The sequence below is a fragment of the Psychrobacter sp. Rd 27.2 genome (assembly GCF_001921755.1).
In the GTDB taxonomy this organism is placed as follows: Bacteria; Pseudomonadota; Gammaproteobacteria; order Pseudomonadales; family Moraxellaceae; genus Psychrobacter; species Psychrobacter celer.
The window spans coordinates 123,458-145,183 of the sequence record NZ_MRYB01000004.1 but is presented as its reverse complement, the minus strand read 5'-3'; the positions used below and the strand labels follow the sequence as shown (position 1 = coordinate 145,183).

Annotated in this window: 20 protein-coding genes; 12 read left to right on the top strand and 8 right to left on the bottom strand. The window is 47.3% G+C overall.

Going from position 1 to position 21,726, the window contains the following annotated elements:
- Positions 1–24: 24 nt before the first annotated feature.
- Positions 25–360 carry a pyrimidine/purine nucleoside phosphorylase gene (locus BTV99_RS05425; protein WP_075101358.1) on the bottom strand — a complete coding sequence of 112 codons (336 nt, stop codon included), beginning with the start codon at positions 358–360 and terminating at the stop codon, positions 25–27.
- A 619-nt stretch (positions 361–979) separates the two neighbouring features.
- On the opposite strand from BTV99_RS05425, the gene recN reads away from it, so the two are divergent.
- From recN to BTV99_RS05385, 8 genes are all read left to right on the top strand, one after another.
- Positions 980–2,659: a DNA repair protein RecN gene (recN, locus tag BTV99_RS05420; RefSeq protein ID WP_075101357.1), complete on the top strand. Its 1,680-nt coding sequence runs from the start codon at positions 980–982 to the stop codon at positions 2,657–2,659.
- 261 nt (positions 2,660–2,920) lie between these two features.
- Positions 2,921–3,484: a YqgE/AlgH family protein gene (locus tag BTV99_RS05415; protein ID WP_075101356.1), complete on the top strand. Its 564-nt coding sequence runs from the start codon at positions 2,921–2,923 to the stop codon at positions 3,482–3,484.
- A 71-nt stretch (positions 3,485–3,555) separates the two neighbouring features.
- On the top strand, positions 3,556–4,143 hold the full coding sequence (gene ruvX, locus BTV99_RS05410) for a Holliday junction resolvase RuvX (RefSeq protein ID WP_256713730.1): 588 nt from the start codon (positions 3,556–3,558) through the stop codon (positions 4,141–4,143).
- A 113-nt stretch (positions 4,144–4,256) separates the two neighbouring features.
- Complete coding sequence (locus BTV99_RS05405) at positions 4,257–4,748, top strand: hypothetical protein (protein ID WP_075101355.1); 492 nt, start codon at positions 4,257–4,259, stop codon at positions 4,746–4,748.
- A 64-nt stretch (positions 4,749–4,812) separates the two neighbouring features.
- Entirely contained in the window at positions 4,813–5,151 is a 339-nt protein-coding gene (gene tusA / locus BTV99_RS05400; protein WP_075101354.1) for a sulfurtransferase TusA, read from the top strand.
- 100 nt (positions 5,152–5,251) lie between these two features.
- A complete protein-coding gene (locus BTV99_RS05395; protein WP_075101353.1) occupies positions 5,252–6,472 on the top strand; it encodes a methyltransferase in 1,221 nt (406 codons plus the stop codon).
- Between the two features lie 33 nt (positions 6,473–6,505).
- Complete coding sequence (gene xerD / locus BTV99_RS05390; RefSeq protein WP_075101352.1) at positions 6,506–7,444, top strand: site-specific tyrosine recombinase XerD; 939 nt, start codon at positions 6,506–6,508, stop codon at positions 7,442–7,444.
- 58 nt (positions 7,445–7,502) lie between these two features.
- Positions 7,503–7,838, top strand: coding sequence for a DUF3817 domain-containing protein (locus tag BTV99_RS05385; RefSeq protein WP_075101351.1), 336 nt, complete (start codon positions 7,503–7,505; stop codon positions 7,836–7,838).
- Positions 7,839–8,015: 177 nt separating this feature from the next.
- On the opposite strand, the gene BTV99_RS05380 is transcribed toward BTV99_RS05385, so the two are convergent.
- Positions 8,016–8,999 carry a LemA family protein gene (locus BTV99_RS05380; protein ID WP_075101350.1) on the bottom strand — a complete coding sequence of 328 codons (984 nt, stop codon included), beginning with the start codon at positions 8,997–8,999 and terminating at the stop codon, positions 8,016–8,018.
- A 275-nt stretch (positions 9,000–9,274) separates the two neighbouring features.
- Here BTV99_RS05380 and BTV99_RS05375 point away from each other — a divergent pair, with 275 nt between their 5' ends.
- Positions 9,275–9,895 (top strand): class I SAM-dependent methyltransferase, encoded by a 621-nt coding sequence (locus BTV99_RS05375; RefSeq protein WP_075101349.1) that lies wholly within the window; start codon positions 9,275–9,277, stop codon positions 9,893–9,895.
- 124 nt (positions 9,896–10,019) lie between these two features.
- Here the strand turns inward: BTV99_RS05375 and lptG are convergent, their stop codons facing one another.
- On the bottom strand, positions 10,020–11,228 hold the full coding sequence (lptG, locus tag BTV99_RS05370) for an LPS export ABC transporter permease LptG (RefSeq protein ID WP_075101348.1): 1,209 nt from the start codon (positions 11,226–11,228) through the stop codon (positions 10,020–10,022).
- Positions 11,228–12,550 (bottom strand): LPS export ABC transporter permease LptF, encoded by a 1,323-nt coding sequence (gene lptF, locus BTV99_RS05365; protein ID WP_075101347.1) that lies wholly within the window; start codon positions 12,548–12,550, stop codon positions 11,228–11,230. Before lptF ends, lptG begins: the two co-directional genes overlap by 1 nt.
- Before the next feature lie 817 nt (positions 12,551–13,367).
- Here lptF and BTV99_RS05355 point away from each other — a divergent pair.
- The 3 genes from BTV99_RS05355 (at position 13,368) to sstT (ending at position 17,124) form a co-directional block, all read left to right on the top strand.
- Positions 13,368–15,023 carry a leucyl aminopeptidase gene (locus tag BTV99_RS05355; RefSeq protein ID WP_075101345.1) on the top strand — a complete coding sequence of 552 codons (1,656 nt, stop codon included), beginning with the start codon at positions 13,368–13,370 and terminating at the stop codon, positions 15,021–15,023.
- A 21-nt stretch (positions 15,024–15,044) separates the two neighbouring features.
- On the top strand, positions 15,045–15,554 hold the full coding sequence (locus BTV99_RS05350) for a DNA polymerase III subunit chi (RefSeq protein WP_075101344.1): 510 nt from the start codon (positions 15,045–15,047) through the stop codon (positions 15,552–15,554).
- Between the two features lie 367 nt (positions 15,555–15,921).
- Complete coding sequence (gene sstT / locus BTV99_RS05345) at positions 15,922–17,124, top strand: serine/threonine transporter SstT (RefSeq protein ID WP_075101343.1); 1,203 nt, start codon at positions 15,922–15,924, stop codon at positions 17,122–17,124.
- A gap of 101 nt (positions 17,125–17,225) precedes the next feature.
- On the opposite strand, the gene BTV99_RS05340 is transcribed toward sstT, so the two are convergent.
- The 4 genes from BTV99_RS05340 to BTV99_RS05325 form a co-directional block, all read right to left on the bottom strand.
- Entirely contained in the window at positions 17,226–17,549 is a 324-nt protein-coding gene (locus BTV99_RS05340) for a chaperone modulator CbpM (protein WP_075101342.1), read from the bottom strand.
- Between the two features lie 116 nt (positions 17,550–17,665).
- Positions 17,666–18,703, bottom strand: a complete 1,038-nt coding sequence (locus BTV99_RS05335; protein WP_075101341.1) for a DnaJ C-terminal domain-containing protein — start codon at positions 18,701–18,703, stop codon at positions 17,666–17,668.
- 113 nt (positions 18,704–18,816) lie between these two features.
- Entirely contained in the window at positions 18,817–20,772 is a 1,956-nt protein-coding gene (locus BTV99_RS05330; protein WP_075101340.1) for a DUF4105 domain-containing protein, read from the bottom strand.
- 222 nt (positions 20,773–20,994) lie between these two features.
- Complete coding sequence (locus BTV99_RS05325; protein WP_075101339.1) at positions 20,995–21,486, bottom strand: DUF3015 family protein; 492 nt, start codon at positions 21,484–21,486, stop codon at positions 20,995–20,997.
- Positions 21,487–21,726 lie beyond the last annotated feature (240 nt).

Sequence of the window (21,726 nt, the reverse complement as noted above, 5' to 3'; positions counted from 1 at the left end):
GCCAATGGCTTAGTGTATGCGTCTTTAGCCTTCTAAATGACAGATATACTGTACGATCTCTTCGGTTCTGAGGTTAAAGCCGCTGTTGCCTTCGACCACAAATGACTGGCCTGCACGGTAGTAGCTAAACGCTTCCTCACCATTTATTTTGACCTCGCACTCCCCGCTGGTGATCTCGATACGCTCAGAAGTATTGGTACTAAAATGATAATGCTCCACCAAATTATCACAAGGTAAGATGATGCCTAGCGTCTTATGACGTCCATCCTCAAACATAATGGTATGGCTTGAGCAACGACCATCATAAGAGACCGTCGCATGAGCATTGACTGTTACATTGGTAAATTGCGCCGCTGTCATAGTGGCTTCCTTATCAAATAATTATGGTAAAACTAAAAAATAAGTACAGATGAAATGACTTTATGAATCAGCATTGCAAGCGGCCTAGCCTACTATATAAATGTGCTGTATTCGATCGAGTGACAGTCTTTGCCCAATCGCGGACACAGACTCGCACACATACTGACATCAGCCTTAATATCTGGTTGACATCTGGTTGACAACTTAAGATGCCTACCCGCGTATGCCGACTATGGTATCGATGAGATATTACGATAAGATGACTTATCATTATCAGACGACAAGCATAAAACAAGCTAGCAAGCGTTTGTCATTATGTGAGATTATGCTACCACATTATATCTATAAAGTTTGTTACAGGGGCAAGGAAAATGTTGCGGCAGGCGCAAGAGGTGCCACCGGTGGGCCGCTGACTTTATCCAAAGCGGGCTGCAGAGATTTATGTTATTGCGCGGCTTTATGATTTGTATTTAGCGGCGTTTGCCACCATAATATTTGCCAATCACTATAGTCTATTGAGTACCATAAACGAGCCATTTTATCGTTGTATTTATTCTATTTTAGCGATGACTTCATCTAAATAATCGGTGAAACTCATTGTCTGTCATGAGAGGCGTTGATGCTAGTATCACTCACTTTACATCAGTTTGCATTGATCGCTCAGCATGAGCTGAGTATGGCGGAAGGCTTTAACGTCATCACCGGTGAGACAGGTGCCGGTAAGTCGCTGCTGCTCGATGCGCTGTCGTTGTGTGCAGGTGAGCGAGCCGACAGCGCCATGATCAGACATGGGGCGGCACATGCCGATATCTATGCTCAGTTTGATGTGGCAAACAATGCACTTGTCGCAGAGTGGTTTGCCGAGCATGATCGCGCCTTAGATGAGCCAGATGTGTTGATTCGTCGCCAGCTTAGCCAAACAGGGCGCTCAAAGGCTTGGTTAAATGGTACGCCCGTCAGCTTAGCTGAGCTAAAGAGCCTCGGTACACTGTTGGTCAATATTCATAGCCAGCACGCCCAGCAAGCACTGCTAAAGCCGCAGTTTGTGGTGCAGTGGTTGGATGCCATGGCACAAACCACCACACTGGCTGCGCAAACCGCGAGCAGCTATCAACACTATCAGCAGCTAAAACGCCGCGCTGATGAGATTGCCAGCCGCGAAGCGCTGCGCCATGACCGTATCCAGCTGTTACAAAGCCAGCTGGCAGACATCGAGCCGCTCCTTGCTGTTGATTATACCGACATCGAAGCTGAGCACGAAGAGCTGTCTAATATTGAAGCTTTGATGATGGAAGCCAGTCATGGTCTGCATCTGCTCGACAACGATACCGATGAGCCAGACGTCATGACCCTGCTTGGACAAGCGATCAAGCTGTGTGATAATCAACTGGGAGTCAGTCAGACGTTTGAGCAAGCCTCAGAGCAGCTACATCTAGCTCAGCAGCAAATCACCGAAGTCACAGGATTACTATCAGACTATGCCGAACAACAACTGCCCGACCCTGAGCGCTTGCAAACCTTAGACACTCTCATCAGCCTCGGTCATCGCCTCTCGCGCAAGCACGGCTTACCCGCCGTTGATTTGATTGAGGAAGCCAACCACTGGCAAGCGCAGTTAGAACAATTAGAAAACGAACCAAGTAGTGATGCCATGGCCGCGCAAATCGAGCAAGCGTGGCAGCAATATCTGCTGCTGGCCACCAAACTCCAAAAAGCACGCGAAAAAGCCGCGCCACATATCAGCAAACAACTGGTCCAGCAGCTGCAGCCACTAGCGCTACCCAATGCGCGCTGTGAGTTTGTCTTTACCAAAAAACTCGACCCAAGCCAATATAATGCGCAAGGTTGTCATGATATCGATTTGTTGTTTAGCGCCAATGTCGGTATGCCTATGCAGCCGCTGCATAAAATCGCTTCAGGTGGGGAGCTGTCGCGAATGGCACTGGTGATGCAAGTGCTACAAGCCACCAATGCGGACAATGATGCCGCCAAGCCTATGTTGGTCTTTGACGAGGTCGATGTCGGTATCAGTGGCGGCACCGCGCAGGTGGTCGGTGAGCTCCTGCGTAAACTGGGGCAGACTCAGCAGCTACTGGCCATCACGCACCAAGCACAGGTCGCCGCGCAAGCGCACCAACATATCTTGGTACAAAAACATCATGACGAGCAAACCGAAAGTGAGCTGGTCATCTTGACAGATAGCGCGCAAGTCGATGAGCTGGCACGCATGTCGGGCGGCGTGACCATCACGGAGGTCACTCGTGATCACGCTCGTAGCTTACTAACGGATGTCAAATAAGGCGTTTGCTATCCTGCACAGTGCCCTCTCTGCTCTGCATAGGGGGATATCGTTAGCCTATTTTAAAACAGCGAGCGCAGGGCTAAAAAACCATTGAGAGCGAGACCACTAAAATCAAACTGCTGCTAAATATTTGCTTTGGTTGATTTTTTTGGTCATCATCGCCATATAACCTTCTCTTGCCGGTGTGGTTGTGTTTTTAATGTAGTAATGTCTTTATCTTTTTATTATTGATTTTATTATTAGGTTGCAGTTGCTTCTATGTCTAAAGCCAATTTGACCCATCATTTCTTAATCGCGGCACCAGAGCTGCCAGACCCACGGTTTGAGCAGGCGCTGATTTATATCTGTCGTCACGATGCACATGGCGCGCTTGGTCTGATGGTCAATCGTCCCTTAGAGCAGTCGCGCGTGGGCAAGCTATTAGAGAATCTGAGCATCGAAGTGACCGACCCGCAAGTGATGGAAGACGTGGCCTTAGAAGGCGGGCCGATGTATCCTGAGGTCGGTTTTGTGCTGCATACTGGCCAGCCGGAGTGGGCATCGTCGTTTGCTATTTCAGAGAATGTCTGTATCACCACCAGCCAAGATATCCTCAAGCGTATCGCCGCAGGCCAAGGCGTTGGTCACTATCATCTGTGCTTGGGGCATGCCAGCTGGGGCAAAGACCAGTTAGAGCGTGAGCTTGCAAGTGGTGACTGGCTGGTGTGTCCAGCGGATCTCAACTTGTTGTTTGATACCCCGTTTGCGGAGCGCTGGCAGATCGCTGCTGACAAAATTGGCGTAAATTTCGACTACTTAAGCAGCGATATCGGCCATGCTTGATTGCAGTGACTCAGCCAAACCCAGACACCAAAGCTCGCTACTAAGCTGCAACACAGGAAATTTTTTTGATTATGGTAGACCGTTCTTTTATGAATGATAACGCAGAGATGAGAGACGATGAGGGCGCGCAAGCACCCCATGTCGCCACCGATATCGATAATAATACAGCCGAGCCGAGCGCTACCGAACCGAGTGTCAAACCGCATCTGATCTTAGCGCTAGATTATGGTGTCAAAAAAATGGGCATGGCTTTAGGCAATACCATTACTGAAACGGCGCGCGCCTTTGATATCTTGGCGATGAACAATGGTCAACCTGACTGGGACAACTTACTGGGTATCATAAAAGTATGGGGCGTGGCAAAGGTGGTGGTCGGCTTACCACTCAATATGGACGGTAGCAGCTCCATGCTCTCTAAACGGGCGCACAAATTTGCGCGGCGGCTGGCGCATAGAGTCATGGAGCAGCGCCTACCAGTGACTGTGACGCTGTGTGATGAGCGTCTGACGTCGGTAGCAGCGCGCGAAATCGCGTGGGAGAATGGCTGGATCCAAAACGAGCGCGACCCGATTGATGATATCTCTGCGTGTATTTTGATGTCGACGTATTTTGCCGATCCAAATAGCAGCTTGGCTATCGATGCGATCAAGCCTGACTAGGGCCTGTCCTCAAGCAGTGACGCGCAGGTAGTCGCGCACAAGCGGACGGCTAGTATTTAACGCTTAGATATTGCCACGCCCATCCTATAAACCAATATATACGACTGATGATTATGACCACCGCTTTAAACCAACCTGTATCCAATAAGTCGCGACATGGTTTTGCGCCGCTTGCTATCGCTCGTATCAAGGGCGCACAGCGAGCCAACCAGCTGGCGATTTATCTGATTTATGCGGCCATTTTTGCTTTTGTGGTCTTTGGTACCATCGCTAGTATCAAGGCCTTTCACGACAATCAGTTGCTTTATCAGTTATTTTATAACCTGCCTTATGCCTTGGTGGCGCTGACCATTCCTGCCAGCCTTTATGATGCCTTTATTATTTATCGTTATCGCCTAAACCAAGCATCAATGGTAATCATGACCATCGGCGTCTCAAGCATCGTGCTACTCGGCGGTTTGTTATTTGCTGATACGGCTTGGCTAGGACTGTCTTGCTGGGTGGGCGTGGCGTTTTTGTTTAAAGTCAGCTTTACGCGCTTTTTTAACTTTTTGGCGGCGCAAGAACAAACCGGCAGCCCTGAAGTTACCACTAAAAAACCATAACACCCGCTTTCGTTTTCAATCACACACCACTTTCACCTTATTTTATTGACTCAACACCAAGACTATGACAACTTCCATACCAGATACCATGACACAGACGGCGGTTCACCATCATTTAGACACTCAAGGATTAATCTGCCCTGAGCCGGTCATGATGCTGCATCGCACCATACGCAACGCTGATGCAGGCGAAGTGATAGAAATACTGGCCACGGACCCTGCGACGACGCGTGATATTCCTAATTTTTGTCGCCATCTTGGCCACACTCTTGTACAACAAGAAACGCTGGCTGAGAATATCCATGTAAACGTCGATGCCGATGAGATTACGGTGGCAGACGATGATGACGCCCCGACGAGCGCCACGCTATATCGCTATTTGGTCAAGAAAAAAAGCGCGTAAACCGACGTGCTGACGTTACGCGTCCTAGGCATGCCCTCATCACATAAAGATATCTTTGCTTTGTACGAAATATATCATTCACAAATTAAAGGTAGATCGTGTGTTAACACCTGAAAAACAGTACGTACAGTGGTATGAAAACCAAACCTTGCGTCACGCGCGCTGGCTGTCTGAAAGCAATCATGGGCCGCCTGCGCGTATCATGATAGTCGATGACAAAACCACGGCAGATGAGGCTTATCGCTTAGCGTGCGAGGGCACATCCTTGTTATGGCGCGGTGACTTTTATAATGCTCAGCAACTGCTGCAAGCGCTTGGTCGGCGCATCGAGCGTACCGAGGAGCGCGCCGCGCTTCGCAAAACAAAAAAAGCCGCTAAGGCTAATAAACGGGCAACCTCCGAGTCATCGACCGATGCTACTGTATTGATACCCAATTTGTTTCATCAGCAGCGCCAAACCCAAGCTCAGCGCGCTCGTATATTGGGCCGTTTGCTCTTAGAACTCGATACCGACTATGTCAGTCAATTACGCCGTGCTCCTGATATGAGCGCCGCCTGCATAGCGGCGTTTGGCCAGCTAGAAGGAGCCGCAGATCACTCTTGTGTCCTATCGCTTCGTGACATACAAGGCGCGCTTGGCGCGGCGCAGTGGCGCGCAAAAGGCGTGCCAATCGACACTCTGGGTTTATCGATATATCCGCACTACGGTGTCTTTGCCCCTACGCGTCATGAGTATGTATCGCTACTGCTCAAGGCACCGCTACCAAAGACTTGTGACGTCGCCTACGACATCGGCACTGGTACAGGGCTGCTGGCGATTATTTTAGCCAAGCGCGGTGTCAAAAACGTCATAGCCACCGATCTTAATCCACGGGCGCTGGCTTGTGCTGATGAAAACTTTACGCGGCTAGGATTGTCTAGCATAGCGTTACAGCAAGTGGATTTATTTCCCGCCGATGCGCCACCTGCCAATCTGATTATCTGCAATCCACCTTGGCTACCTGCCAAGCCCAGCTCGCCGCTTGAGTACGCCGTCTATGATGCCAATAGCGCGATGCTGCGTGGCTTTTTGCAAGGCGCCAGAGATCATTTAAGCGAGCACGGTGAGATCTGGCTGATCTTATCGGATTTGGCTGAGCACTTACAGCTACGCACCCGAGAAGAGTTATTGGGCTGGTTTGCTGCTCACGAATTGACCGTAAAATACCGCCTCGATACCAAACCTACCCATGGCCGCAGTCAAGACGATTCTGATCCACTCTATGCGGCGCGCCGTGCTGAGGTCACCTCGCTGTGGTGCTTGACACCTAATAAATGCTAGCCTGATGAATGATAAATAACTGAGTAACATGCCATGAGCCGTGACCGTGCCGTACAACAGCGCCAACCCAAAGCATTGGCTGTCGATGACGAGCCTGCCTATATCACCGAGTTTCGCCAAGCCATGCTGGCGCGCGGTCTGGCAACGCGGACGCGTAACGCTTATGTCCGCGACCTACGTACCTGTGAGCTGACCAATACCGCGCCATTGACCAAATGGCAAGCGGATGACGTGTTGCACTGCCTATCGATCCTCTCTATAGAAAACAAAACCCCGCGCACCCAAGCGCGCATGCTCTCAAGCCTGCGCCAGTTCTATCTATGGATGATTGCCAGCAACCTGCGCGAGGACAATCCGTGCGAGCGTATCAAAAGCCCCAAGCTTGGTCGTCCATTGCCAAAGGATTTGAGCGAAGCCGATGTCGACAATCTATTGGCTGCCCCCGACACTAGCACCGCGCTTGGCTTACGGGACAAGGCCATGTTAGAGGTGCTCTATGCCTGCGGCCTGCGCGTCAGTGAGCTGATTAACTTATCGCTTGAGCAAGTCAACCTAAACTCAGGCTGGTTGCAAATCACAGGTAAAGGCAATAAGACCCGACTGGTGCCCCTTGGTGAATATGCAAGCGATGCGCTAGAGGACTATCTGTCTCACGGGCGTGGCGAGCTGATTGCGCATCTCAAGTCAGGCAATTGCCAAGCAGTGTTTTTGACGGCGCAAGGCGGCTATATGACGCGGCAAAACTTTTGGTACTTATTAAAGAAATACGCCAAAGTCGCCAGTATTGATAAAGAATTGTCACCGCATACCCTGCGTCACGCCTTTGCGACCCATTTGCTCAATCATGGTGCCGATCTTCGCAGCGTGCAGTTATTGCTTGGGCATAGTGATTTGTCCACCACGCAGATTTATACGCATGTGGCGACAGCGAGACTGCAAAAATTGCATGCCGAACATCATCCACGCGGCTAGTATTGAACGGTTAACATAAAAACTGACTATTTATTGAAGATTGTAAGAGGAATATAACGTGTCGCAAGCTCAGCCATCTTTGCAGCCTACGCTCACCAAAGGGCAGCATGCTGCCCTCAAAAACTTGACCATAACGGGTTATTTAGAAGGCACGTCTTTTTTATTATTGCTTGGTATCGCTATGCCACTAAAATATATGCTCGGCATTTCTGAGGCGGTGACATACATCGGTATGGCACATGGCGCACTATTTATCGCTTATATCCTAATGCTGCTGCTCACAGCCAGCAAAATAAGGCTGCCGCTATGGGCCATGCCGGCTGGCGTGCTCGGCTCATTTTTGCCATTTGGCCCGTTTGTGTTTGATTACTTTTTAAAGAAGCGTGTGCGCTAAAAAAGAGCGTAAGTTGAAGAACTTTAGAGGACAAGAAAAGTGGTTTGATAGCAGTTATGGTAGACGCGATGCGCTGGTCTAAAGATGATGTTTATTTGGCTAAGCGCTAGGGCAGGTTACGCGATGAACCCACCCTGCCTCCTATATTATATAAGCGATAACGTACAGAGTGTTTGATCAACTTGCCTTTTCGCTGGCATCAATATTAGGGTTTGGTTCATCAGATTCAGCCACTTCGTCAGGTATCTTGTTCTCAGTGATTGCATTTGACTCGCTGGTTGGCATATTGTCAATCTCAGTTTCTACAATCGTATTTTTTGCCAACCATTCATCATAGGTGAGCCACGCTTCAGTCGATGTTTGGTTGATCTTCACAGTGTCACACCAGTCCCCATCTTCTGACAACGAAATGATGTCTTCTTCAGTTACTGGACCTTTTGGTGCAGCGCTCAGCAACATATAAAAATACGTTGCTTTTTCATCACTGCTTTTTTGTGCCGCTGGTTTTTTATGAGCGTTTGTCGCTTTGTCTATCGCGCCTTTAGAAGATTGGGCGATAGAGCGTGAACTATCGACAATATTATTTTTAGCCGTGCTTAACAAGGCATTGAGACGCGCGCCATCATCTGTCTTAAACTCATTTAAGATCGTAACATCGTTTTCCAAAGACATATCTAGATAAGGGGCATTTGTAAAACCTAGCGCATTGGCGACGAATATAGTCGGAATAGACGCTCTAGATGTGTTGTAGTCTTTGACTTTGCTATTATAGTTTTTGCGATATTGCGCCAACTCATCCTCCAAGCCTTCGATGTTATCGATAAGTCTATGATACTGCTGATCTGCTTTTAGATTTGGATATCGATCTGCCATGCTCTGCATGGTTGCCATCATCATATTAGTGTTTTTGAGTGTCGACTGTACGGCACTTACCCCTGTCTCTTTTACAGCCGTTAAGTGAACCAGATTTTCACTGTCTTGATAGTTTTTTACCACATCTACCAGCTGATTGATTAGCCCAACTTTTTTTGACATAGTTACAGAGATATTAGACAAGCTTTCTCTAATCTCTTGCGCCTTACGCTGTAGCGTATTATAAGCATGCAAAAATACATACACGATCAAGCCAATCAATACCAATAAAATTATAAACCACATCATTGCCAACACTCGTTTAGATATATTTAAAAAATTATATCATTTAATAAAATTCAATCAACAAATTTTTACTAATAATTTATTGAAATAAGTATAAAAATTGACATGGACGTAAAATATCATTTCAGACAAGACGCGACTCGCTTTTATTAAACAGCCAAAATAATAATGCTGTTTCCACTCACTCTATCAATCCCTAGCTGCAAACTGACCCTTTTCTCGCTACAATACCTGCCATAGCTTATTAACCTTTTACCTATCTACTATCCGAGAACCCCATGAGCCACTCTACAAACCACCGTCCCCCTGCCGACCTGCTAAAAAACGCTGAACACTGGCGCGAAGACATTCACTTTCGCCAAGACGTACTGGGTAAGCCGTTTGACTTTTCGACCACTTGGGGTATTTTTTCACCACAAAAGCTCGATGACGGTAGCCTAATGCTGCTCGATTATGTGGATTTTCAGGCGGATGATGACTCGATCGACTTAGGCTGCGGCTATGGCGTGCTCGGAATGACGGCAGCGCGTGAGTGCCCGAACGGTCAGCATACACTCATTGATAAAGACTTTATGGCGGTAGAATATGCGCGCCGTAACTGCGTGCAAAACGGTCTAAAAAATGTCGATGTGCATTTATCAAACGGCTTCAATCATGTAGCAGCGGACAAAGACTTTAGCCTTGTGATGTCAAACTTGCCAGCCAAGGTCGGCAAAGAGCAGCACTATCTATACTTCCTCGATGCCTATGCGCGTATGCGTCAAGGTGGGCGGTTTTATGTGGTGACCATCAATGGTTTGCGCCAGTTTATGAAGCGCTCGTTTACCGAAGTATTTGGTAATAGCGAAAAGGTCAAACAGGGCAAAACCTATACCATTACTATGGCGACCAAAGAATAAGCTTCAGTAACTTAAAAGCTGCACAAACAAAAATCCCGCTAACATGCTGATGTGTTGGCGGGATTTTGTTTTTTTATTCTCTTGCTGAGGGCATTAAAGATGGCATACCACCTACCACATTGTCTTACATCTGCCGTTTTATCAGATAAAAACCCAAGGCGGCGCTACCAAGTATCGGTAATAGCACCATCGATAATGGCGAAAATCCTGTCGCTAATGAGACAAAGCCCACCAAATCTTGCACATAGCTAAATAGCAAACCAAACAGTAGCGCGACGACGATACGCAGACCCAAGCTGTGCGTACGCAGCGAGCCAAAGACAAATGAGCAAGCAACGATCACCAGAGATAAAATCGATAGCGGCGACAGCAGCTTTTGCCAAAATGCCAGCTCATGCTCTAAAGAGCGATTGCCCTGCCCTCGCATAAACTGACGATGCTCATATAGTTGCGTCAGAGACAAATCCTCTGCCTTACGCGTCAGTAGATACACCGACTCTGGGGCAAATGGCAAACTGAGCGTATCGGAGGCGAATACAGCTTGACTACTCTCGAAGCCTTGGTTGATACTAAGCGTGGTCATATCATTGAGCTGCCACTCGTAACGATACTGTCCGCTCGGTGTGCCGCTGCTACTATCTAGAGCTTGCCGGCCGACATATTGCCCATCTTTGGCATGAATAGCGGTTTGCAAATTGCCATCATTGTCCAAATGCCAGCGCTTCACCTCGCCGATGTTGCCTTGTACGTCGGCATAATCGATATATAAAATATCGCTGCCAGCAGGCTTTGCACTACCATCTTGTGCATTTTCAAAGCGTGGTTGCACCGTCCAATAGCCACGTACCGAGGTCACAAGCGAGCGGCTGTCCTCATCATTGATATCTTTTGCCAACTGATTGGAGTGTGGCAAGACAAACTGATTGATCGCTAAGGCAAGCAGCACAAAAATTAGAGCGGGTTGTAGCACCCAACCGACGATGCGATAGATACTGACGCCAGCGGCGCGCATGACGACCAGCTCGCTTTTGTTGGCCAGCAGCCCCAAACCTACGACCGCCCCAAGTAGCGCCCCTGTCGGAATAAACTGCTCTAAAAAGTAAGGCGAGCGATAAAAGATATACTTAATCGCCTCACTCATCGTATAGCTATCATCGAGCGAATCAAGCTCGGATAAGTAAGAAAAAATAAGCTGCAAGGCCCATAGACCGACAACGGCCCCGATGATAGCAAGCAGCGCATTGCGTCTGACATAGCGGCCGAGCACTTTTAGTTGACCGGGTTTTCGGGCCAGCGGCTCAGCGCTTGGGGTTTTGGCAAATAAGGAGCGCATTATGATTGCCCTCCTGACGTGTTGTCATTTGGATTGGCGCGACTGTCTGCCACTGTTTGCGGCGGCTGAGGTTGGCGAAAGCGCAGGCGATGCTGCACACGGCTGCCCCAGTTCATATACAGCGCCAATGCCATAAACCCTAAGATTAGCCACGCATACGCCCACACGCTGACGCTGCCTTTACTCACCGCGTTTTTGAGCGAAATGATACCCAGCGCGCAGCTGACAAACAATAAAATCGCCGGAAACAAACGCAGCCAGCGACCTTGACGGGGACGCACTTGTGCCAGCGGTACCGCCAGCATCGGCGCGATAATCATTAGCCAAGGCAACGCAAAACGATAACCGAGCTCACCTTGCGCAGCGCGCTTGGCCTCGACCGTGCTCACTTGTGCACTGCCGCTACCGGTTGCCGCTTGCCACAACGGCCCGATGGCTTGGGTTTCGATATTGTCTTCGGTGACGACGTCTTTGGCAGACTCAGTCAAGCTGATACGGTAGCGATCAAAGCCTACTTGATTGTACTTTAGACTCCCTGCGCCGACTTCGTATCGTCGGCCTTGAAACAAATCCAATTGCGTCACGCCGCGGCTGCCTGTATCGACCTGCTCGGCACGTTTGGCTAAGGTGATGGTGTCTTTGCTGATATCATGATTGACGAGTGTCTCTGGCAGCTCTGGAATATCTAACTGCTCAGCGGTTTTGGGATCGATGCGATTATCGACAGAGACCGCAGCGCTTTGATCATGCTCATTTTTTGCTGTATTGGCCGCCGCGTTTTTGGGCTGACTGCCTTTTTCTGGTTTTTCTGATTGAATCAATATCACATCTTGCAGCTGCTTTTTGTCCTCGCTCAGACTGCCGACATACAGATGATAATTACCACTACTGATAAACTCTTTTGGGCGAATCAAATCAAAGGCGCTGGTCAAGGCTTGCTGTTGCCACACCGCCTCAGATGAGCGCACCCCCCACGGCTTACCAACGATAGACAACGCCGCCTCGCCGACAAACAGCGCGAGGATAAATGGCGTCATCAAGCGTGCCAACTTACCACGCGACACACCGCTGGCATTGATAACTGCCATTTCTTGATCGACATATAGACGGCCAAATACCAGCATCAGCGCAATAAAAAACGCCAATGGCAAGATAAGCTCTAAAAAGTACGGCAGATTGTAGCCGATAATGGTAAATAACAAACTGATGTCTAAGCGACCTTCAGCAGCTATCCCAAAGTAACGAATCAAGCGCCCACCGAGCATCATCACCACTAAAAACCCCAACACCAAAGCGGTGGTCGAGGCAACTTGTTGGGTCATGTAGCGGCGTAATATCACAATAGAGACTCTTAAACAGTTGGTATGCGCGTGCTGTATGATAGAGCGCTGGCTCAGGCGTGGCACTTATTTGGCTATTATAATGGCTTTTTTTGGGCGGCAGGTTTGTACCGCTCGCCGATAGTTAACGGATAATAACACTTAACAGTAGTATCGTTAGCGATACTACACAAATACAAGCCATGAATATAACCGTTAATGCTAGCATGTTTTGGCAAAAAATGGCTGTGAAAAATGTGCTAAAACATTACCTAACCCTTGCTAAGATTAAGGCGGTGGTTTATGCAGCATTCGCTCTTAAGATCTCGCAGCAAATATATACGAAAACATTACTTAACCGATGCCGACAGCACGCTGATTACCTGATATGCTACACTACAACAAGCGCCCAACCTTCCAATACTTTGACTGAAGCTTTGACTGAACCAATGGCTTAATCTTGGATTTTATCGTTGGTTTGAGCATAGCGGTCAGATATCGGCTGGGCAAGATGACTCTATGTTTTTATCACCTTATCACCTCGAACCATACACATAATCTCAGGCATCGTCTGGCAGTCACTTGTCATGCGGCTATTGCACTGAGTCTGTGCGACATTAAGCTTACGAAAAATTAAGCTGGTGATAAACAGCCGCTTGGCTCGGTGATTATTGATTTAACTGATTGAACAGCTTAGCCATTTAGCAACCCAGTTGTTAAATAATTTGGTTGTTTAATAATTTGGTTGTTTAACAACCTGATGGTTTAGTACCCCGATTAAAAGGCAGCATCTATTGACCATTCAAATAAGGATAACTATATGAATATCAAATTAACTCAGCAGCTCCCCAAAACCCATACCCAAAAAATCCTCAAAAAAGAAGCGAAGAGCAAAGACGCGGCTTGTTTGGTGGTGTTGGTGGATGACAAAAAAAATCTCTTCGCTGAGTCTGCGCTAGCTGACTATAGCGCTCGTATTGAGCAATTGATGGAAGTGTCACACTTTAGTGGTAAGGCCTGCGAAACCGTTGCTGACTTGGCATTGGCCGGTGACAAAAAAACTACCAAGCAAAACCCAGTTCAGTTATTGTTGGTCGGTGTTGGTAATATCGACAAGCTTAACCACACTGCCCTACAAAAAATCGCCAAAACCATCTATAGCAATACGCAAAAACGCGTCGCCTCTATCACGGTCGCGCTCGGCGATGACCTAGAAGAAAACCACTTTGGCCAATTTGCGCTAAATCTACTAGCGGCCAGCTATCGTTTTGATAAATACAAGTCTGAGCAAACCACACCGGTACTCACGGATGTGTATTTGTTGGCCGATGCAGCATTGCAGCCAGCGCTAGACTTCGCGCAAGCGGTGTTCGCCGGTCAAAGCTTGACTCGTGACGTCGCCAATGAGCCAGGCAATATCTGCTTCCCAGCATATATGGCAGAACAAGCCCAAGCGCTTGCAAAGACCTATCCTGACCTCCTAAAAGTGACGGTGCTGGGCGAAGAGGAAATGTCGGCGCTGGGCATGAACTGCTTTTTATCGGTGGCTAGAGGCTCTAGCAAAGAAGGCAAATTGGTACTACTCGAGTATCGCGGCAAGTCTAACTTTAGTGCCAAAGCAGGCGCAACTGATACTTATACAGCCGGCAATAGCAGTGCAAAAGTCACCGGTGGTCTCAAAGCGTTGGCTGATAAGCTCCCCACCAAACTGCCTAGCAAAAAATCAGACAAAAACACTGATAGCAGCCATGACGATGCGCCTATCGTGTTGGTCGGTAAAGGCGTGACCTTTGACTCAGGCGGTATCTCTATCAAGCCAGGTGCGGCCATGGATGAGATGAAGTTCGATATGGGCGGCTCAGCGTCTGTATTAGGTACCATCAAAGCGCTGTGTGAGGCGCGTCTACCAATTAATGTCGTAGGGGCACTCGCTTGTGCAGAAAACATGCCATCAGGTGAGGCCACGCGTCCTGGTGATATCGTCAAAGCCATGAACGGCAAATCGGTTGAAATCTTAAACACCGATGCGGAAGGTCGCTTGGTGTTGGCCGATACCTTATGCTACGTCCAGCGCTATCAGCCAAAAGCCATCATCGATGTGGCGACGTTGACAGGCGCTTGCGTGGTGGCTTTAGGGCATGTACGCTCAGCGGTCTTTAGTAATGATGAAGATGTGTTGTTTGAACTAGAAAACGCCAGCTACTCATCAGGTGACCTCATCTGGCACATGCCATTAGATGACGACTATCAGGCGCAGCTTGACTCACCCATCGCCGATATGCAAAACATCGGTGGTAAAGGCGCAGGCGCTGTGACCGCAGCTTGCTTCTTATCACGCTTCGTCGAAGAAGGTCAGCCATGGGCGCACCTGGACATCGCAGGCACCGCATGGAACTCAGGCAAAGATAAAGCGGCAACCGGTCGCCCTGTGCCTTTATTTATGCAGTACTTAAAAAACAGTGCAAACGACGCTTAATACAGTGATGACGACCAATTTATGAACGTAAGTTTTTATGTATTAAGCGAGCGTAAAGCCCAAGAAATCTTGGGCTTTATTTGTCAGCTGACCCAAACGGCGCTCAATAAAAGTAGCCAATCGCTACTGATTTTGTCTCAAGATGAGGCATTACTCAGCTCGCTTGATGAAGCGCTATGGACGCACGACGCGACCAGCTTTATCCCGCACCAGCGCCTTTTGGGCCGCGATCCTCATTCCATAGAACCTGATACGATGGAGCCTGATGCCGCAAAGCCTGATACCTCCGATATCGAGGAGGCAGTATCAGCACCCGTCATGCTCGGCAGTTATATGCCAGCGGACTTCTCAGGTATCGTTCTCAATACCACATTGCAGCCTGTCAGCGAGTTTATAGCCGCGACTAGTCCTGCCAAACCCACTCGAATACTTGAGCTGATAAAACCTGATGCCAAAAGTATGCAAGAAGGCCGTCATAAATATAAGCATTATAAACAGCTCGGCTATGAGCTGACGCACTATACGGTGTAGCTTATACAGTCGATTTGTTCTAAAGACGACATAACGCTACTGCTATACACGTTACTTGCGGACTGTCTGCTGGTTTATTTTCCAGTTTTTTCATCTTAACTTTTTCCCATTAGTTTTGCTATCTTAGCTTTATTCCATCAGCTTTGTCATATCAGTCACCTCGCTCAGTTTTCCTCGCGCGCTTGCCTGCCTTTCCTTTATTCTACTTACCGTTTTTATAGTTTTTACAGCGTGGTTTGTTGCCGTCTGATTTGCCGCGTCCAGTCTGACTGGTAGGCGAGTATCCGAAAAAATGCTACTATCCTCCGATTGTTTTTCTGTTTTTATAATTCATTTACTTCTGACTGACTAACTCGAGGGTGTACAAATGCGTTCATTGATTGCGATGTACCAGCGTATAGGGCTGGTGCCGCTCATTATTATCGGTTTAATATTAGGGGTGCTAATAGGCTGGCTGGCACCAAGCGTTGGTATCGCCTTAGGATTGTTGGGGACGCTATTTGTCGGTGCGCTAAAAGCAGTCGCGCCGATATTGGTCTTTGTGCTGGTGATGGCGGCCATTAGTCAGCATCGTAGTGGCAACGAAGTGTATGTCAAACCGGTGCTCATCATGTATATGTTTGGCACATTTTTGGCGGCATTGACTGCTGTCGGCGCCAGCTTTTTATTCCCAACGGAACTGGTGCTCGTCAACGCAACTGTCGAGCAAGTACCACCAGCCAACCTCAAAGAAGTATTGACCAACTTGCTGATGAATCTGGTGGCAAACCCTGTCAATGCCATCGCTGAGGCCAACTATATCGGTATCTTGGCTTGGGCGATTATCATCGGTTTTGCACTGCGTCAAGCCAGCGATACCGCGCGTACGGTCGTCGGCGACTTTGCCAATGCCATCTCACAAGTGGTGAAATGGGTCATCGCTCTCGCGCCATTTGGTATCTTAGGTTTGGTTGCCAATACAGTCGCTGAGACAGGCTTTGCATCATTGGCAGGTTATGCTCGTATCTTGATGGTATTGGTCGGCTGTATGGTATTTATTGCCCTCGTTGCCAACCCTATTATCGTCTTACTCAAAACCGGCAAAAACCCTTACCCTCTGGTATTTACTTGCCTGCGTGAGTCAGGGATTACAGCATTCTTTACGCGTAGTTCGGCGGCCAACATCCCTGTAAACATGAACCTTGCACGCAAACTGGGCCTACACGAAGACACTTACTCTGTCACCATTCCACTTGGTGCAACTATCAATATGGCAGGGGCGGCGATTACCATCAACGTCTTGACGCTGGCGGCAGCGCATACGCTCGGTATCGAGGTGAGCTTTGCCTCTGCGCTCTTATTGAGTTTGGTCGCGACCATTAGTGCTTGCGGTGCCTCTGGGGTCGCTGGTGGGTCGTTATTGCTGATTCCTCTGGCCGCAAGCCTCTTTAGTATCCCCAATGACATTGCCATGCAAGTGGTTGCCATTGGCTTTATCATCGGCGTGATTCAAGACTCGGCCGAGACCGCGCTCAACTCGTCAACTGACGTCTTGTTTACTGCGGCAGCCGACCCTAAATACGCGCGTTAATCCGGCGCAATCCGTATCTGTACATCACACACTGTAAAACAAAAGGCCTCAATGATCGCAATGAGGCCTTTTTTATGAGCTGAGCTTTATCAATGGTTTGGTTACTTTAGATGCTCGGTATCTACTTCAATGATTGGCGTCTGTCCTTCTAGCTGGCGTTTGAGCTGACGCAGCTGCTCGACTTCTTCTAATAGCTCCAGTATCAGGCCGATCGCTGGCACACTAGCATCAAAGTCACGGCTCAGACGAGAGGCGCGGCGCACCGTGGTGAGCTGATAGCCGGTAAACTGCTCACGCTCTGGCACGTCGTACTCGATGATGTTTTCTTCCATCAGCTCGATGACCCATTGACGCTCTTGACCACAGGCAGATACCAGCTCATCCAAGCTCATGATAATATCGGTAAATTCAGGCGAGTGTTTCATTATTATTATCCTCTTTTGGTTGCTATCCTTATTTGTGCTTTATGTCATCGTGATCGTTTTCATCTCTCCCCGTTATCGCTTTTCGCTGACCTCTGTCGATAGCAGCGCGGCAGATATCAGCGATTGATACTGGTATCAGCAAAGGCTTGCTTTAGCTGCTCATAGGCTTTTGTCACAGCCTCGCTATTGCTATCAGTGATATCAGGGTTGACGATATTGAGAGTTAAGTATAAGTCGCCCGCTTGTTTGGCAGGGATGCCCTTACCTTTTAGACGTAAATTGCTGCCAGATTTACTGTTTTTGGGAATGGTCACGCCAAGGGTACCAGCGGGCGTACTGACATTGATTTTGTCACCCAATGCCGCTTCCCATGGCGCGATATTTACTGTCTGATAGACATCAGCGCCCTCGATACGGATATTGGCGTCGTGGCGAATTTTCACCTTTAAAAACAAATCACCGTTTTTGCCGCCACCCATACCAGCTGAGCCTTGACCTGCTAGGCGGATTTGCTTGCCATCAGTGATGCCTTTTGGGATTTTAATCTTAAGGGTTTTATTTTCATAATCCACGCTGCCATTGGGCTGGCGTACCGGCACGTTTAGTTTGATACTATAGTCGTCACCGCTATAGACTGAGGCCAAGTCCACCGCAATCTCGGCGTGCTGATCTTGGCCTTTATTATCCTGCGCGCCAAAGCCACCCCCAAACTGCTCAAAGCCGCTACCTTGCGTGCGGCCCCCTGCCTGTCCACCAGCTGAGCCACGCGCGCCGCGACCAAATGCCGAAAATATATCATCAAAGCGAAAGCCGCCATCGCCAAAGGCTTGTCCATCACCAAACTGATCTTTGATGTCTTCCCAGCGAAAACCACCCTGTCCGCCCGCCGACTGACCACCAAACCCGCCAAAGCCCCCAGCGCCGCCTTGACCGGCAAATGGGTTGTCGAGCATGGCATCATATTGCGCACGCTTGTCTTTATCTCTAAGCGTCTCATAAGCGTTGTTGATTTCAGCGATTTTATTATCCGCGTTTGGGTCATCACTCACATCGGGGTGATACTGACGAACCAGCTTACGGTATTTTTTTTTGATATCAGCATCTGAGGCGTCTTTTTTGACCCCCAAAACGTCGTAGTAGTTTTTTTCTGCCATATTATTTTTCCTTATCGCATTTATTATTAACGATTTACTTAATACATAATATAGGGATGATGCGGCAATATTTCATTTCTTTGCCTGTAAATACAACTTTGATTTTTAAGGTATTACCAGTAGTGATGCCAAGCGATGCTAGCATTTGTATTATCTGAATCGCTTAAAGCATCATAATTAGCGTGTGTCACTATGATTCTGGCATCATTGTTCTTTGATAACTGTTGCCGTAATGTCAATTTGGTAAGGGCAATGGAGGCACGTCCCTCTCGTTTAGAGGCACTATAAGACAACTCAGCACTTTGAGTATCACGTTTAGCGCGCAAACCAAACTCAACCCCTATATCTGCATGCCGATCTTGATCGTGGACTGTCGCATTTACCATCCCATAGCCAAGCATATGCTTGCCAAATTTTGCGCCGGCTCCAATCCCACCTTGCGCGTAAGGGCTGTGATTATTACCAGTAAACAAGTCTGTGCGCGCGCCTGTTTTTAGTTGCCAAGACAATTTGGGTTCGCCTGATAACGGTTGTCTTAAGTTTTCGATCTGCTGCATGTCCAAAAAGATAAAGTCTGTCAGCGTCCATTTATTATCATCAAAATCATAACCTAAAGAGGCTTGTACTGCTTCAAACCGTTTATCAATATCAGTGTAAGCGTTGAGAGGATCTTTCACAAATAGTGATAGTCCCACCTGCACACGCTCATTAGACAAAATTACTTTGGTCTGCGTGGTTTTGTTACTGAGTGCGGGTGACGCTTTATTAGGTACAGCCAGATTAGCTAAATCATCACTGGCTGGTAGCGCAAAACGTTGACTCAATAATTCATTTTTAAACGCTAGCTGCTCTGGAGTATTGTCTTGCGATATTTTATAAGTGCGATGTAAGATTAGAAAATCAAGCGCAAGTGCTCTGTCATCAGCATTCAGCGTGGTAAGCGGTGCGGTATTTTCTGTACGAATAACTTCATTGATAACATTTTGTAGTGGCTTAGATAGCTGTACAAACTTCTCTCGCAATTGCGTTTGCTCAGAAGGTAGGTAACGTACCGAGGCTACTAACGACTCTGTGCCACTATCATGCTCTAACAACTGGTCAAACACATAATCTGGCGCGTACCAAGGGCCTATGCGCTCAGTCGTTTTTACATCGCTTATCAGCTCTAATATCTCTCCTGAACGATAACCACAGTTTTGTTTGATGAAGTAATAATCAAATCGAGCGGATTTTGCTTCGTATAAATGGTAGTTAAGTAATTGCGTTTCAAATGCTTCAAGATTTAGCACATACTCCCACATATCTCGTTGCTCGTTTTTGGAGTACACGGCATCTTGTTTAAAAAACTCTGTCTCCGAAAAACCCGCATCGTAGAGTCCAAAGAGCCCCTTAATAGCGTACATTGCTCCGTTCTCATTGGCTGGAATACGCGCGCCAAAGTTATATGAGTTATTAAGCAAATCCTCACTTGAGAGCGCTCTGACTGCTTCACTCATACTGTCTTCAGCCTCTGCAGTCATACTGGTCTTGACCAACACGTGGCCGAATGAAGACGCAGGATTTTTTAAGTAATTACTGACTAAGATTAGGCTTATCTCTTGATTGGGATCTGGCAGCTGCGGGCAATCTTTTAGATTAATATTTAGTTCGGGTAAATGGTGATTCAGCCATAAATATCTGGCTGGATACTTGCAAAAAACGCTCTCATTACTTGCCTGCTCTATCGTTGCCATGAGCTCTGCATAAGGATCAAAATTGCGTTTTGAGCGTGATTTTGGATCGGTTAAATAAAAATCTGGTGAAATAACTTCAGCTTTGCCATTTTTGTAAAATAGTAAATGTTGCCATTGAGAGTGCTTAGATAATGCTTTTAGCTTGGCAGAAGTGGTAGCTGTGTTTTTACTGGGTTGTCGTTTTTCTTCAATGATAGTTTCACTAGGCAGTTGCATGCCTTGCTCTTTCGCTAATGAAATATCCAGTCCGTTAGCAAGCATGCGTGGTTCAGAAGTCTCATTATTATCAGCATTTCCATCGTGAGTAAAAACACTACTATCTTGTTCTTCAACCATTATTGAATCCATTACCGAATTCATCACGTAGGGTTCAGCGGCATAGACAGTAGGTACAGCAAAACAAGCTACGTACAAAAATATTTTTTGCATTTTTTATTAGCACCATAAACACATAAGCAATAAAAAACACGTAAGCACTAGGTTTACGTGTTTTTATCATTAAACAGTCAAAAGCTTAATCATTAAACCGATGACTTAATACTTTAAAACTGACAAGCTTTAGATAGCACAGCTTGTCTTAACGATGCTGAATAGCGCTTCTGCATTTTGATCTTGGGTAGCAGTACGATATGCAGAAGTCTGCGCGTATTGACCATACTGTGCACGTACGCTAGCGGCTGAGTCACAGTTAGCAACGCTTTGTAATGCTGATAAATGAGCACCTTGGCCTGAAGCTAGATCTTTTTCAACACTTGGGAAAGCTTCTTTAATCAAAACCGCAGCTCTAACGTTACCACCTTGGCAAGTTTCAGGAGACATAGAGTCAGAAGTAGCAGCCGTAGTACCTAAATCCCAAGTCACGTTAGAGATAATAGCTAAGATAGGGCTAGAATTACCAAACAAAGCACCACCAATACCACACTGCTTATAAATCTGCTCGATAGTGCGACCAGTTTCTGCCGTTTTAAATTTAGAACCAAGATCGGCATTAGCTGCGCTAAATGGAATCATGGCAGCAACAACTGAAGCAATTGCAATTTTTTTCAACATACAACTTCCTTAAAGAGTGATAAAAAACGAATTGTCAAACCTTTACTCAAAATATTGTTAGTGACTATTCAATATTATGAAATAATGTTCAATCTTACATATTTTACAAAATTGTAAGAATATAGCAAGATTTTTTACATTAAATTAAACGCTATTTTAGGTTGCTTTTATTGATATTTCAGCTATTAAATATATGGTACCAACCCTTGTAGCTCAAGGGCTTCCTACGAACCCCCTAAA

Excerpts from the sequence above, each read along its gene's own strand:
- BTV99_RS05425 (WP_075101358.1), bottom strand. The coding sequence starts at position 360 with ATGACAGCGGCGCAATTTACCAATGTAACAGTCAATGCTCATGCGACG.
- recN (WP_075101357.1), top strand. The coding sequence starts at position 980 with ATGCTAGTATCACTCACTTTACATCAGTTTGCATTGATCGCTCAGCAT.
- BTV99_RS05415 (WP_075101356.1), top strand. The coding sequence starts at position 2,921 with ATGTCTAAAGCCAATTTGACCCATCATTTCTTAATCGCGGCACCAGAG.
- ruvX (WP_256713730.1), top strand. The coding sequence starts at position 3,556 with ATGGTAGACCGTTCTTTTATGAATGATAACGCAGAGATGAGAGACGAT.
- BTV99_RS05405 (WP_075101355.1), top strand. The coding sequence starts at position 4,257 with ATGACCACCGCTTTAAACCAACCTGTATCCAATAAGTCGCGACATGGT.
- tusA (WP_075101354.1), top strand. The coding sequence starts at position 4,813 with ATGACAACTTCCATACCAGATACCATGACACAGACGGCGGTTCACCAT.
- xerD (WP_075101352.1), top strand. The coding sequence starts at position 6,506 with ATGAGCCGTGACCGTGCCGTACAACAGCGCCAACCCAAAGCATTGGCT.
- BTV99_RS05380 (WP_075101350.1), bottom strand. The coding sequence starts at position 8,999 with ATGATGTGGTTTATAATTTTATTGGTATTGATTGGCTTGATCGTGTAT.
- BTV99_RS05375 (WP_075101349.1), top strand. The coding sequence starts at position 9,275 with ATGAGCCACTCTACAAACCACCGTCCCCCTGCCGACCTGCTAAAAAAC.
- lptG (WP_075101348.1), bottom strand. The coding sequence starts at position 11,228 with ATGCGCTCCTTATTTGCCAAAACCCCAAGCGCTGAGCCGCTGGCCCGA.
- lptF (WP_075101347.1), bottom strand. The coding sequence starts at position 12,550 with ATGACCCAACAAGTTGCCTCGACCACCGCTTTGGTGTTGGGGTTTTTA.
- BTV99_RS05355 (WP_075101345.1), top strand. The coding sequence starts at position 13,368 with ATGAATATCAAATTAACTCAGCAGCTCCCCAAAACCCATACCCAAAAA.
- BTV99_RS05350 (WP_075101344.1), top strand. The coding sequence starts at position 15,045 with ATGAACGTAAGTTTTTATGTATTAAGCGAGCGTAAAGCCCAAGAAATC.
- sstT (WP_075101343.1), top strand. The coding sequence starts at position 15,922 with ATGCGTTCATTGATTGCGATGTACCAGCGTATAGGGCTGGTGCCGCTC.
- BTV99_RS05340 (WP_075101342.1), bottom strand. The coding sequence starts at position 17,549 with ATGAAACACTCGCCTGAATTTACCGATATTATCATGAGCTTGGATGAG.
- BTV99_RS05335 (WP_075101341.1), bottom strand. The coding sequence starts at position 18,703 with ATGGCAGAAAAAAACTACTACGACGTTTTGGGGGTCAAAAAAGACGCC.
- BTV99_RS05330 (WP_075101340.1), bottom strand. The coding sequence starts at position 20,772 with ATGGTTGAAGAACAAGATAGTAGTGTTTTTACTCACGATGGAAATGCT.
- BTV99_RS05325 (WP_075101339.1), bottom strand. The coding sequence starts at position 21,486 with ATGTTGAAAAAAATTGCAATTGCTTCAGTTGTTGCTGCCATGATTCCA.